Origin of the sequence: Mesorhizobium silamurunense (genome assembly GCF_014843825.1) — a bacterium.
GTDB lineage: Bacteria > Pseudomonadota > Alphaproteobacteria > Rhizobiales > Rhizobiaceae > Mesorhizobium > Mesorhizobium silamurunense.
Genome location: NZ_JHQR01000256.1, coordinates 1 through 11,720, shown reverse-complemented (window position 1 = coordinate 11,720; position 11,720 = coordinate 1). Strand labels below are relative to the sequence as shown.

Genomic DNA, 11,720 nt, shown 5'->3' with positions numbered 1-11,720 from the left:
CGGCGATCGCGGCCACCGGCGCGTCAGGCGTCGGCAGCGAGCGCTGGACAGCGTCGAAGCTCGGACCTGTGACAGCAGCGGGCTTGGCCGATGCCGTCAGCGCGGCCGCCATCGGCCGCAGGCCGAAGAAGGCGACAAGGAACACGACGACGATGAAGGCGCCGGCGTTGATCAGCGTGCCAGTGTATGTGCCGATCGAGGCGAGGATGCCCGGCTGGTCGACCGGCTCGCCGTCCAGCCCGTCGATGAACTCGACCGCCGAGACGTCGATGATGTCGCCGCGCTTCTCGTCGAAGCCGGTGGCGGAGGCCACCATCTTCTGGATGTCCGCAACACGCTTGGCGATCTGCTCGGGCGTGGCGTCCTTGCCGAGGATGGTCCTGAGCCGATCCTGGTTGACGACGACGGCGATCGACATCTTGGTCACCGAATAGCCGTTGGAGACGGTGGCGATCTTCTTGGAGTTGATCTCGTAGTTGGTGATCTCCTCCTTGCGGTCGTTCTGCGAGGAGGACTGCGGCCCTTCGGTCGTGGTCGTTTGCGTCTCGGGCAGGTTTTGCTCGACGCTGGCCGGGGTCGAGGCCTGCTTCTGGTTGCTGGCCTCGTTGGTGCGCACAGATTGCACCGAACGCTCGACGCGGGATTCGGGATCGAAGATCGTCTCCTCGGTCTGGCGGGTGTCGGTGTTGACGTCGGCCTTGACGCTGGCGCGGAAATTATCGGGACCGAGGTAAGGCGTCAGCGCGCGGCGGATGTTGTCGCCGATCTGCGCCTCGACCGTCTGCTCGACGCCGAGCGTGCGGGCGGCGCTGGTGTTGGAAGTGTCGTCGCCGGCCGCGAGCAGATTGCCGTTGGAATCGAGCACGGTGACCTTGTCGGCCGACAGACCGGGAACCGCAGCGGCGACCAGGTGGCGGATCGACTGCGCGCTTTTTTCGGCATCGACGCCGGCATAGCGGATGACCACCGAGGCCGAGGGCTGCTGTTCGTCGCGGCGGAAATTGGCGCGCTCGGACATGACGATGTGGACGCGCGCCGCCTTGACGCCGGCGATCGACTGGATGGTGCGCGCGATCTCGCCCTCCAGCGCGCGCACGCGGGTGATCTGCTGCATGAACGAGGTCAGGCCGAGCGAGCCGACATTGTCGAATAGCTCGTATCCGGCGTTGGCGCTGGTCGGCAGGCCTTTCTCGGCGAGCAGCATGCGCGCCTGCGCCGTGGTGCCGGCCGGCACCAGCACCGACGTTCCGTCGGCGCCGACATCGAAGCCGATGCCGGCCTCGCCCAGCACCAGGCCGATCTGGTTCACGTCGTTGCGGTCTAACCCGACATAGAGTGTCTCGTAGGCCGGACGGTTGAGATAGACCGAGGCGACGCCGATGACGGCCATGACCAGCGCGGCGATGCCGCCCATGAGAGCGAGACGCCTAACGCCGAATCCCCGGAGGTTAGCGATGAGGCTCTGGATCTGTTCCGGCACGATTCAAACCGCTCCCAGCATGACTGTCCGCCGGAAGACTAGACCGCGAAGCTTGTGCGAGGATGATAGTGCGTGCCGCCGAGCACCACGCGACATCCGGAAAGCACGGAAGCAGCGATCCGATGCGCAACAAAAAGGGCCGCGTCCAAGACGCGGCCCTGCGATGAAGGGTTTGCTTCTGCCGGAATATCAGCTCTTGAACAGGGCCAGGATCGACTGCGAGTTGCCGTTGGCGATCGACAGCGCCTGGATGCCAAGCTGCTGCTGCACCTGGAGGGCCTGCAGGCGGGTCGATTCCTTGTTCATGTCGGCGTCGACCAGAGCGCCAACGCCCTTGTCGATCGAGTCCGAGAGGTTGGAGAGGAAGCTCTTCTGGGTGTCGATGCGCGACTTGGCGGCGCCGAGATAGGCCGCGCCGGTGGCGAGCTTGGCAAGCGCGGTTTCAACGCTGTCGAGCGCGGTGTCGACGGCGGTGTCGGCGACAGCGGCGGCGCTCGGGTCGAAGAAGGTCGTGGCGAGCAGGCCGCCGACGATGCCGCCGGTGCCGGCCACGTCCAGGACCTGCGTGTCGGTGGCCTTCACGTCGATGGTATCGATCGAGACGGTTGTGCCGGTGCGGTTGTAGGAGGCGACGACATGCAGATCGGAGGCTGCGGTGCCATCATTCTGCAGCAGGTTCGAACCGGCATAGCTGGCATTGGTGACCGAGGACTTGATCTGGTCCTGGATGGCCTTGATTTCGGTGGCGATCTTCTGCTGGTTGTCCTGGCTGGCGCCGCGGGCGGTGACCAGCTTGGCCTTGATGGCGTCGACCTGATCCTTGATTTGGGTGATGGCGGTGTAGGCGGTGTCGACCTTGCCGGCGCCGAGGCCAAGCGCGTCCTGGACGGCCGAGAGCGCCTGGTTGTCGGACCGCATCGAGGTGGCGATCGACCAGTAGGCGGCGTTATCGGAAGCGGTGGCGACGCGATAGCCGGTCGAGATGCGGCCCTGTGTGGTTTCAAGCGCCTTGTTGGTGGCGTTAAGGCTCTGCAGCGCGGTCAGCGCGGCGGCGTTGGTCATGATACTTGCCAAGATACACCCCTTCTCAAAGCAGGCATGCCTCGTGCATGCCGGTCAACTCTCTGGCGGGGGGCGTCATGCCTGTCGACCAGCGGTCGGCCCGTCATAGCGATTGGTTAACCATAACTAGCGCGTCACGGTTAATGGCGCGTTAAAAGCCTGCCTTGAAACCGCAATGCGGTAGTATTTCTTAAGAGAAGCAGCGCGCCTCGGAGGGTAGCGGCGTCACAACGAAAATCGGGCCGCGCTGATGGCGCGGCCCGATCCAGATGCCTGAAGTCTGCTGGGCGATCAGCCGCGGAAGAGCGACAGGATCGACTGCGAGTTGCCGTTGGCGATCGACAGCGCCTGGATGCCGAGCTGCTGCTGGACCTGAAGGGCCTGCAGGCGGGTCGATTCCTTGTTCATGTCGGCGTCGACCAGAGCGCCGACGCCCTTGTCGATCGAGTCCGAGAGGTTCGACAGGAAGCTCTTCTGGGTGTCGATGCGCGACTTGGCGGCGCCGAGCGAGGCAGCGCCGGTGGACAGCTTGCCGAGCGCCGTTTCAACGGAACCCAGCGCGGTGTCGATGGCAGTGTCGGCGACAGCGGCGGCGCTCGGGTCGAAGAAGGTCGCGGCGAGCAGGCCGCCGACGATGCCGCCGGTGCCGGCGGTGTCGAGAACCTGCGTGTCGGCAGACGTCACCTTGATGGTGTCGATGGTGACGGTCGCGCCGGTGCGGTTGTACGAAGCAACGATGTTGAGGTCGGACGCGGCGGTGCCGTCGTTCTGCAGCAGGTTCGAGCCGGCGAAGTTGGCGTTGGTGACCGACGACTTGATCTGGTCCTGGATGGCCTTGATTTCGGTCGCGATCTTCTGCTGGTCTTCCTGGCTGGCGCCGCGGGCGGTGACCAGCTTGGTCTTGATCAGGTCGACCTGGTCCTTGATGTCGTTGATCGCGGTGTAGGCGGTGTCGACCTTGCCGGCGCCGAGGCCGAGCGAGTCCTGAACGGCCGAGAGCGCCTTGTTGTCGGACTTCATCGACGTGGCGATCGACCAGTAAGCGGCGTTGTCGCTGGCGGTGGCGACGCGGTAGCCGGTGGAAATGCGGGACTGGGTGATCTCGAGCTGCTTGTTGGTGTTGTTCAAGCTCTGCAGCGCGGTCAGCGCCGCGGAATTGGTCATGATACTGGCCATGGTACTCGTACCTTATTTTTACACGGATTTTTTTGACATACCGGCTTTTCCGGTATGACGGTGCGGCATCATGCCAATGATCGCTGAGACCCGATCACCCGCCATCTGCGAGCAATATGCGGGCAACTTCCTACCAAACGGCTAAACCGGACGGTTAATCGAAAATATATTGCGCGAAAATGGAGCGATGCATTGCCGCGTCGCCGGCGGGGCGGTCAGGTAAAGGACCGCACCAGGCTGCCGACCAGAAGGTTCCAGCCGTCGATCAACACGAAAAACAGGATCTTGAACGGCAGCGAAACCACCGTCGGCGGCAGCATCATCATGCCCATGGCCATGGTGACGGTGGCGACGATGAGATCGATGACGAGGAAGGGCAGCACGATCAGAAAGCCGATCTCGAAGCCGCGCCGGATCTCCGAGATCATGAAGGCGGGCACCAGGATGCGCAGGTCGACGGTGTCGCGCGAGACCGTCTGGCCGCGCTCGCGGGCGAGATCGGCAAAGAGGTCGAAATCCTTGTCGCGCACATTGTGCAGCATGAAGGCGCGGAACGGATCCGAGATCTTGTCGAAGGCTTCGGCCTGGGTGATCTGATTGTCCATCAGCGGCTTGACGCCCGTGTTCCAGGCCTGATCGAAGGTCGGCGCCATGACATAGAAGGTCATGAACAGCGACAGCGAGATCAGGATCAGGTTGGCGGGCGTCGACTGCAGGCCGATGCCGGTGCGCAGGATCGAGAAGGCGATGACGAAGCGGGTGAAGCTCGTCACCATGATCAGCAGGCCCGGCGCCACCGAAAGCACGGTGAGCAGGCCGAACATCTGGATGAGGTAGCCGACCGTGGTGCCGTCGGCCTTGCCGATGCCGCCGAGATCAAGCTGCTGGGCCGCGGCGACGGAGGTGGTGACGACGATCAGCGCCGTGGCGGTGAGGAACTTTCTCATTCGAGCAGCATCGTCCTGATGAGAACCTGTTTGACGTGGCCGCCGCTGCGCAACGCCGCTCGCTCGTCGAGATCGGCCTTGAGATGCTGGTAGCCGCTGGCGCCTTCGATCTGATGCATCTTCAGCGTGCGTACATATGCGAGCAGGTCCTGGTGGATCTGTTCGGTCATTTCCGGCGGCTGCGGCGCGTCGTAGAGCACCGATGCCTCCAGTCTTATCCAGACTTCGCTGGGCGAGGCGAGATTGGTGGTGATCGGCGCCAGCTGAACCACGGCAGGTCCGGCAACCGGCTTGCCGGCGTCGACGGGTTTCTCCGGGCTGCCGGCGTTCTCCGGCGCGGCAGGAACCGGTGCCGGCGCTTCTCCCTGCTTGAGATAGCCGCCGGAAACCCAGCCCATGCCGACGGCCGCGCCCGTCATGACAAGGAGCGCGGCGAGCTGGATCACCAGGGAGGGTCCCTTCTTGGGCTGTGCCTGCTCGACATTTGCCACGACAGCGGTCTCCCCGGCCTAGAAAGGAAGAACCTGGTCAAGGATCTGCTGACCGTAGGCCGGCTGCTGGACCTCGCTCACGCGTCCGCGCCCGCCATAAGAGATGCGTGCCTCGGCGATACGCTCGTAGGGAATCGTATTTTCGGCGCCGATATCGGAGGGACGCACCATGCCGGCGATGGTGAGGACCCGAAGCTCGTAGTTGACGCGCACTTCCTGCGAGCCCCTGATCATCAGGTTGCCGTTCGGCAGCACTTCGGTGACGACGGCGGCGACATTGAGCTCGAGATTCTCCGAGCGCTTGATCTCGCCGTCGGCGTTGGTCTCGGTGCTGGAGCTCAGGCCGGCATCGCCCTTGCCGCTGGTGCTTTTGCCGTCCCAACCGAGCGTGACGTCGTAGCCGAGCTTGCGCGCGGCGGTGCGGCTGCGGTCGTTCTGGTTCTTGAAATTGGCCTTGTCGTTGAGCTTGATGTTGACGGTCAGGATGTCGCCTTCCCGCAGCGCTCGCGGATCGGTGAAGAGCCTGCTCTGGCGGTCGTCCCACAGCGAGAATTTCTTCACGGGTGCGGCCGGCGGCTCCGGATAGCTGTAGGGGGCCCCTCCGCCGTTGCCGATGCCGGAGCCGACCGGCGAGAGCGCAGGTTCCCGGCCGACCTCCTTGAGATCGGTGCCGCAGCCGGACAGTGCCGTCGCCGCGGCAAGGACGAGCAATTTCAATTTCATGACGGATCAACCCTTCGCGCCGCGCTGGCCATGATGCCGGTGAGCGTCGCCGCCGCCTTCTGGTCCATTTCGTTAAGGATGACGCCGGCCTTGCGCGCATCGAGCTTCATCAGAATGGCCGCCGCGAGCTCGGCATTGACCATCGCCAGGCGCTCGGCCGCGGCGTCGGGCTTCATGCCGGCATAGATCTTGACCACGCTGTCCTCGGCGCGCGCCAGGAACACCTCGCGGCGCTTCAGCCATTGCTCGTACTCGGCCCGCTTGTCCTCCAGCGCCTTCATGCGCTGGTCGATTCCGGCCTGGAGCTGCTTCAGCTCCTCGGCCTGCAAGGCGTAGCGGCGGTCGCGCGCGGCATCGGCGATGTTGGAGCAGAAGCGCTGGATCTCGCTTTCGTCCGGCGCCTTTTCGCGCACGAGCTGGGCCGGCGGAGCCGGCGCCTGTCCACCGGGCAGCACCTGGCGGACTTCATCCGCGCGGCCGGCCGTGCCGCCCGCCAGCGCAACGATTGCGGCAGCGGCGAGGAGGCTCATTCCGGGATGAAGTCTCTGGCTACGATGACGTCTCTGGCCAGGATGAAGCCTCGGGCGACGATGCGGTCTTGAGGAGAAAAGCTCGATCATCGGCGTGCCTATTGCAGAACCAGGTCGGCCTGCAGGGCGCCGGCCGACTTGATGCCTTGCAGGATGGCGATGATGCCGTCGGGCTTCACGCCCAGACGATTGAGACCGGAGACAAGCGTTTCGAGATCGGGGCCGTCGAGCACGGCGACGCGGGCGTCAGGTCGCGAGGCCTCGATGGCGGTGAAGGGTTCGATCGCGGTCTCGCCCTTGGAGAAGGGCTCCGGCTGAACCACTTTCGGCGCTTCGGTGATGCGCACTGTGAGCGTGCCGTGGCTGATCGCGACGCGCGAGATCCTGACGTTGTTGCCGATGACGATAGTCCCGGTGCGTTCGTCGATGACGACGCGGGCAGGCGCATCCGACTCGACGACCAGGTTTTCGATCTCCGCATAGAAGCGCGCGGCCGATACGTTCTTCGGCCGCCTGATCTGCACGGTGCGGGCATCGCGCTCGGCCGCGACGCGCACGCCGAAGCGCTGCGAGGTGTAATCGTTGATGGCGTCAGCGATGCGGATGGCGGTCGAGAAATCCGGATTGCGCAATTGCAGCGTCAGCACGCCCTGGTCGTCGAACTCGGCGGGCACCGAGCGCTCGACGATGGCGCCGTTCGGCACGCGGCCTGCGGTGGGCACGCCTTGCGTCAATTGCTCGGCTTGGCCCTTGGCGACGAAGCCCCCCACGATGACCGAGCCTTGTCCAACGGCATAGATCTCGCCGTCGGCGGCCTTGAGCGGCGTCATAACCAGCGTGCCGCCGGCAAGCGAGGTGGCATCACCCATCGAGGAGACGTCGATGTCGATGCGCGCGCCCGACTGGACGAAGGGCGGCATGTTGGCGGTGACGATGACCGCGGCGACGTTCTTGGCGCGCGCGCTGCCGCCTTCGGTGGCGATGCCGAGGTTTTCCAGCATGGCGCGGATCGACTGTTCGGTGAAGGGCGAGTTGCGCAGGCTGTCGCCGGTTCCCGCGAGGCCGATCACCAGGCCGTAGCCGACGAGCTGGTTGTCGCGTGCGCTCTGCAGCTGGGCGATGTCCTTGATGCGAGCGGCGACCTGGCCGGGCGGCAGCGTGCTCGGTCCCGTCGAAACGCGGAACATGCGCGTGGTGGTGGCCGGATCGTATTCGGGGTCGTCATAGACGCCGCCATTCTTCAAGGCCAGCTCGCGCTTGGCCTTGGGCGTGAGCCCATCGGCGAATGCGGGCTGAAGACCGATCGCGGCGCTCAGCAGAAGTGCGAAGGCGCGCATCACGATGCGCCGACCCGAACGGTGCCGTCGGCCATCACCGTGCCGGAGATGATCTTGCCGCTGTCAACGTTGCGGATCTTGATCTGATCGCCGGCAGCGCCCGGCTGCAGCGTCACGCCGGCTGCCGAGATGGTCAGCGCGCCGGCCGTGAAATAGACCTGCACGGAAGCGCCCTGTTCGACCAGCCACGCATCGCGGATGGCGGCCACCGGAATGTAGCGGCCGGGCAGAAGCGTGCGCTTGGCGACCTTGCCCTGGAGTTCTTCGGATCGCGTCGCCATGCCGTCCGGCTTGTGCTTGCCTGGGACCAGCGTCACCTGCTTCAGCGCGGCGAGCTCGATCGCCTCGCCGGGATAGATGACCCGGTTGGGAATCAGCACGGCCTCGCCGACCGCCTGACTGGCGGCGATCTGGTTGGCCGACTCTCCGCCCGTCTCTTGCGCAAGCGCCGGCATGCCGCCCGCGACCAGCGCAAGGGCCAGCGCGGCGCGGCGGAATGCAGGGCAGGAGATCGGCGTCGCCATTATCCGTTACCTGATGTTCTTGGAGACCACCGAGGCCATATCGTCGGCGGCCTGGATGACCTTGGAATTCATTTCATAGGCGCGCTGCGCCGAGATCAGCTCGGTGATTTCCTTGACCGGATCGACGTTGGAGGACTCCAGATAGCCCTGTTCGATGGTGGCGAAGCCAGGATCGCCTGGAACGCCGACATTGGCCGGACCGGAGGCAGCCGTCTCCTGGAACAGATTGTCGCCGAGCGGCGCCAGGCCCGCCTCGTTGGCGAAGTTGGCGATCTGGAGCTGGCCGAGAAGCTGGAGATTGGTCTGGCCGTCGATGCGGGCAAAGACCTGGCCGGTCTTATTGACGATCACCTCGACCGCGTCGGTCGGCACGGTGATCGCCGGAATGACGTTGGCGCCGTCGACGGTGACCAACTGCCCGGTGGCATTGGTGTTGAAAGCGCCGGCGCGGGAGTAAAGCGTGCTGCCGTCGGCGCCTTCGATCTGGAACCAGCCCCTGCCGGTCAACGCCAGGTCGAAGCTGTTGCCGGTGCTGGTCAGTTCGCCCTGCGTGTGGACGTTGCGCACGGCCGTCGTCTTGACGCCGAGACCGATCGAGACACCTTCGGGCACCAACGAGGTGTTGGAGCGGTTGGGCACCCCTTGAGTGCGGTCGACCTGATAGAGCAGGTCCGAGAATTCCGCCCGCGCCCGCTTGTAGCCGGTGGTGTTGATGTTGGCGATGTTGTTGGCGATGACTTCCAGATTGGTCTGCTGGGCATTCATGCCGGTCGCGGCGATGGCAAGGGCTTTCATGACGCGGTCCTAGATATTCATGCGACTGATTTCGAGGTAGGCCGAGACGACCTTGTCGCGGATGGCGATGGTCGTCTGCAGCGCCTGCTGGGCGCTCAGCACCGCATCCACCACCTGGCGGGTGTCGGCATCGCCCTTGAGCGCCTGGATCGACGTCTGCTCCGCGTTCTGCAGCGTGTTGACGGTCTTCGTCGCGGCGTGGCTGAGGACTTCGGCGAAGCTGCTGCCGACGCTTTCGCTTGCCTGTGTCCCGACACCGCCCTGAAGCAGGCCGGGCGAGGCGGCCTCCGCGCCGTCGATTGCCGGTTTGAACTGTAGTGCCCCGATACCGCCGATCATTGCTGGTTCCTCATCAGGTCGATGGTCATGGAAATTAGATCGCGAGCCTGCTTGATGACCTGCAGGTTGGCCTCGTAGGAGCGGTTCGCCTCGCTCATGTCCGCCATTTCGACCAGCACGTTGACGTTGGGCATCTTCACGTACCCTTTTTCGTCGGCGGCCTCGTTGCCGGGCTGGAACTCGATGGGGAAGTCCGACGGGTCGCGCGCGATCGAGCTCACCTCGACCAGCGAGCCGCCGCTCGCGCGGTCGAGCTCGGACTGGAAGGTGATCGTCTTGCGGCGATAGGGATCGGCGCCCGGCGCGTTGCCCGTCGACTGCGCGTTGGCGAGATTCTCCGACACCACGCGCAGGCGCTCCGACTGGGCGCCAAGGCCGGATGCCGCGACTTTGAGGGCTGCGGTCAGCGCGTCCATGGTCAGCTCTTCACCACCATCGTCATCATCGAATGGAAGGCTTTGACGATCGCCGTGTTGAGCTCGAAGGAGCGGCGCACTTCACCGGCCTTCATCAGTTCGTCCTCGAGCACCACCGTGTTCTTCGACGGCATGATCGAGCCGGTGGCCTCTTCCGGCTTGACGTTGAAGCCGGCATTGGTCGCCTCCGCGCCGAGATGGCCGGCCTCGGTGGCCTTCAACGTCACCGCGGTCCGGTCGAGAACCTTTTCGAACGGTTCGACGTCGTTTGCCGTGTAGCCCGGCGTGTTGGCGTTGGCGATGTTGGAGGCGATCGCCGACTGGCGCACGGCCAGCCATTGCGACTGCCGGGTGGCGAGGTCAAAGAGGTTGACGGGTTCCATGGGACTCTCCGGGCGAGTACGCACAGACTAGGCCGCCAGTCTTGCGCGGACCTTGCGCGGGACGAGCCCCGCGGCCGGTCACCTGGAAAGCTCCATCACCTTGTTGGCGTCCGTGACGATGACCCATTTGCCGCCGCGCTGCTCGATCGAGGCGACGCGGCTGGCATCGGGCAGGACCGATCCGCGCTGGACGATCCACAAGCCGGTTTCGTCCTCGACCATGGCGCGACCGTTGGCGACATGCACCATCTTGAATTCCGATGCGGCAGGGAAGGGCTGCTCGTCGGGCGCCGGCGCGGAGGCCGGGTCGTCCCGCACTGTTCCGGTGGCAAGCAGGTCGATGTCGGCATTGGGAACGTCCTTGGCCGTCAGCGGTCCGCTGCGTTCGACCGCAACGCCGCCGCCCGCGCGTCCGGAATTGCTGCCGCTGCCGCCGAACTTGATGGTCTGCACGCCGAACTGCTCCTGATTGAAGAAGATGTACCAGGGAAACAGCGCGCAGATCAGGCCGAGCGTGATGCCGAGCGCGGCGACGAGGAAATCGCTGCGCCGGTCCGCTTTCCTGTTGACCAGGCGCGGGAATTCGGCCCGCGGCGGCTGCGGCCACTCCACCTTCTTCGGGAACAGTCCATTGATCAGCGAGTCGCGGCTGGCGTCGGCCTCCTCGGCGGCCTTGGCCTCGGCGATCATCTCGCGCAGCATGCGCTCGGTCTGCTGCAGATCAGTCTCCCTGATCGCCATTCTGCTTCCCCTTGAGATGGCGGGCGAGGTCGGCGAACGGATCGGTCGATGCGCGATCCTTCGGCGACTGCGTGAGCGCCTCGTAGATCAGCGGCACCTGGCGCACGGCGATGTCGAGCTCGGCGTCGGCACCGCCCTGATAGGCGCCTAGCAGTCGGATGTCGCGCGTGTCCTCGAAGCGCGCGATCATCGCCTTCAGCCTGGTCACCAGCATGCGCTGCTCGGCGCTCCAGGCCTTGTCGGCGAGACGCGAGATCGACGACAGCGGGTTGACCGGCGGGTAGCGTCCTTGTTCGGCGATCGCGCGGTCGAGAACGACATGACCATCGAGGATGCCGCGAACCGAATCGGCCACCGGATCGTTGTGGTCATCGCCATCGACCAGCACCGAGATGATGGCGGTGATCGAGCCTTTGCCCTCGGCACCCGGTCCCGCCCGCTCGAGCAGCTTCGGCAGGTCGGTGAAGACCGAGGCAGGGTAGCCGCGCGCGACCGGCGGCTCGCCGGTCCCTGTCGCCACCTCGCGCAGCGCGTGGGCAAAGCGGGTGATCGAATCCAGCACCAGGAGCACGCGATGGCCCTGGTCGCGGAAATGTTCGGCCACGCGCATGGCGGTGTCGGGCGCGCGCCGGCGCATCATGGCGCTCTCATCGCTGGTGGCGACGACGGCGACGGTCTTGGCCATGCTGTCGGCGCCGATCGTGTCCTCGAGGAATTCGCGCACCTCGCGGCCGCGTTCGCCGATCAGCGCCACGACCACCGTGTCGAAGGCCTCG

14 protein-coding genes and 1 pseudogene are annotated in these 11,720 nt (G+C 65.3%); all 15 read right to left on the bottom strand.

Annotated elements, in window-relative coordinates:
- Window positions 1-1,480: flagellar basal-body MS-ring/collar protein FliF (gene fliF, locus DH10_RS26805; protein WP_192385547.1), on the bottom strand; the 1,480-nt coding region annotated here is incomplete at its 3' end.
- A 189-nt stretch (window positions 1,481-1,669) separates the two neighbouring features.
- Window positions 1,670-2,554 carry a flagellin N-terminal helical domain-containing protein gene (locus tag DH10_RS26800; RefSeq protein WP_192254982.1) on the bottom strand — a complete coding sequence of 295 codons (885 nt, stop codon included), beginning with the start codon at window positions 2,552-2,554 and terminating at the stop codon, window positions 1,670-1,672.
- A gap of 279 nt (window positions 2,555-2,833) precedes the next feature.
- Complete coding sequence (locus DH10_RS26795; protein ID WP_192254981.1) at window positions 2,834-3,718, bottom strand: flagellin N-terminal helical domain-containing protein; 885 nt, start codon at window positions 3,716-3,718, stop codon at window positions 2,834-2,836.
- Between the two features lie 215 nt (window positions 3,719-3,933).
- Window positions 3,934-4,665: a flagellar type III secretion system pore protein FliP gene (fliP, locus tag DH10_RS26790; protein WP_192385546.1), complete on the bottom strand. Its 732-nt coding sequence runs from the start codon at window positions 4,663-4,665 to the stop codon at window positions 3,934-3,936.
- Window positions 4,662-5,156, bottom strand: coding sequence for a flagellar basal body-associated FliL family protein (locus DH10_RS26785; RefSeq protein WP_192254977.1), 495 nt, complete (start codon window positions 5,154-5,156; stop codon window positions 4,662-4,664). Before DH10_RS26785 ends, fliP begins: the two co-directional genes overlap by 4 nt.
- 18 nt (window positions 5,157-5,174) lie before the next feature.
- Window positions 5,175-5,879 carry a flagellar basal body L-ring protein FlgH gene (gene flgH, locus DH10_RS26780; protein ID WP_192254975.1) on the bottom strand — a complete coding sequence of 235 codons (705 nt, stop codon included), beginning with the start codon at window positions 5,877-5,879 and terminating at the stop codon, window positions 5,175-5,177.
- On the bottom strand, window positions 5,876-6,409 hold the full coding sequence (locus tag DH10_RS26775; protein ID WP_192254973.1) for a MotE family protein: 534 nt from the start codon (window positions 6,407-6,409) through the stop codon (window positions 5,876-5,878). Before DH10_RS26775 ends, flgH begins: the two co-directional genes overlap by 4 nt.
- A 98-nt stretch (window positions 6,410-6,507) precedes the next feature.
- Window positions 6,508-7,596, bottom strand: a complete 1,089-nt coding sequence (locus tag DH10_RS26770; protein ID WP_246506470.1) for a flagellar basal body P-ring protein FlgI — start codon at window positions 7,594-7,596, stop codon at window positions 6,508-6,510.
- A gap of 149 nt (window positions 7,597-7,745) precedes the next feature.
- Complete coding sequence (gene flgA, locus DH10_RS26765) at window positions 7,746-8,270, bottom strand: flagellar basal body P-ring formation chaperone FlgA (RefSeq protein WP_192385545.1); 525 nt, start codon at window positions 8,268-8,270, stop codon at window positions 7,746-7,748.
- A 6-nt stretch (window positions 8,271-8,276) separates the two neighbouring features.
- On the bottom strand, window positions 8,277-9,065 hold the full coding sequence (gene flgG / locus DH10_RS26760) for a flagellar basal-body rod protein FlgG (RefSeq protein WP_059184409.1): 789 nt from the start codon (window positions 9,063-9,065) through the stop codon (window positions 8,277-8,279).
- A 9-nt stretch (window positions 9,066-9,074) separates the two neighbouring features.
- A complete protein-coding gene (gene fliE / locus DH10_RS26755; protein WP_192254967.1) occupies window positions 9,075-9,404 on the bottom strand; it encodes a flagellar hook-basal body complex protein FliE in 330 nt (109 codons plus the stop codon).
- Entirely contained in the window at window positions 9,401-9,820 is a 420-nt protein-coding gene (gene flgC, locus DH10_RS26750; RefSeq protein ID WP_192254965.1) for a flagellar basal body rod protein FlgC, read from the bottom strand. The genes fliE and flgC overlap by 4 nt, the downstream gene beginning before the upstream one ends.
- A 2-nt stretch (window positions 9,821-9,822) precedes the next feature.
- The gene (flgB, locus tag DH10_RS26745) at window positions 9,823-10,203 is read right to left on the bottom strand and encodes a flagellar basal body rod protein FlgB (RefSeq protein ID WP_124995611.1); all 381 of its coding nucleotides are present in this window, start codon (window positions 10,201-10,203) and stop codon (window positions 9,823-9,825) included.
- Window positions 10,204-10,281: 78 nt separating this feature from the next.
- The gene (locus DH10_RS26740; RefSeq protein WP_192254963.1) at window positions 10,282-10,944 is read right to left on the bottom strand and encodes a hypothetical protein; all 663 of its coding nucleotides are present in this window, start codon (window positions 10,942-10,944) and stop codon (window positions 10,282-10,284) included.
- Window positions 10,925-11,720, bottom strand: a pseudogene (gene fliI / locus DH10_RS26735) (flagellum-specific ATP synthase FliI); the annotation flags it as partial. The pseudogene fliI and the gene DH10_RS26740, both read right to left, overlap by 20 nt.

What these genes read in the sequence shown, in the direction of transcription:
- DH10_RS26795 (WP_192254981.1), bottom strand. Translation starts at nt 3,718, where the DNA reads ATGGCCAGTATCATGACCAATTCCGCGGCGCTGACCGCGCTGCAGAGC.
- fliP (WP_192385546.1), bottom strand. Translation starts at nt 4,665, where the DNA reads ATGAGAAAGTTCCTCACCGCCACGGCGCTGATCGTCGTCACCACCTCC.
- flgH (WP_192254975.1), bottom strand. Translation starts at nt 5,879, where the DNA reads ATGAAATTGAAATTGCTCGTCCTTGCCGCGGCGACGGCACTGTCCGGC.
- DH10_RS26775 (WP_192254973.1), bottom strand. Translation starts at nt 6,409, where the DNA reads ATGAGCCTCCTCGCCGCTGCCGCAATCGTTGCGCTGGCGGGCGGCACG.
- DH10_RS26770 (WP_246506470.1), bottom strand. Translation starts at nt 7,596, where the DNA reads ATGTTCCGCGTTTCGACGGGACCGAGCACGCTGCCGCCCGGCCAGGTC.
- flgA (WP_192385545.1), bottom strand. Translation starts at nt 8,270, where the DNA reads ATGGCGACGCCGATCTCCTGCCCTGCATTCCGCCGCGCCGCGCTGGCC.
- flgG (WP_059184409.1), bottom strand. Translation starts at nt 9,065, where the DNA reads ATGAAAGCCCTTGCCATCGCCGCGACCGGCATGAATGCCCAGCAGACC.
- fliE (WP_192254967.1), bottom strand. Translation starts at nt 9,404, where the DNA reads ATGATCGGCGGTATCGGGGCACTACAGTTCAAACCGGCAATCGACGGC.
- flgC (WP_192254965.1), bottom strand. Translation starts at nt 9,820, where the DNA reads ATGGACGCGCTGACCGCAGCCCTCAAAGTCGCGGCATCCGGCCTTGGC.
- flgB (WP_124995611.1), bottom strand. Translation starts at nt 10,203, where the DNA reads ATGGAACCCGTCAACCTCTTTGACCTCGCCACCCGGCAGTCGCAATGG.
- DH10_RS26740 (WP_192254963.1), bottom strand. Translation starts at nt 10,944, where the DNA reads ATGGCGATCAGGGAGACTGATCTGCAGCAGACCGAGCGCATGCTGCGC.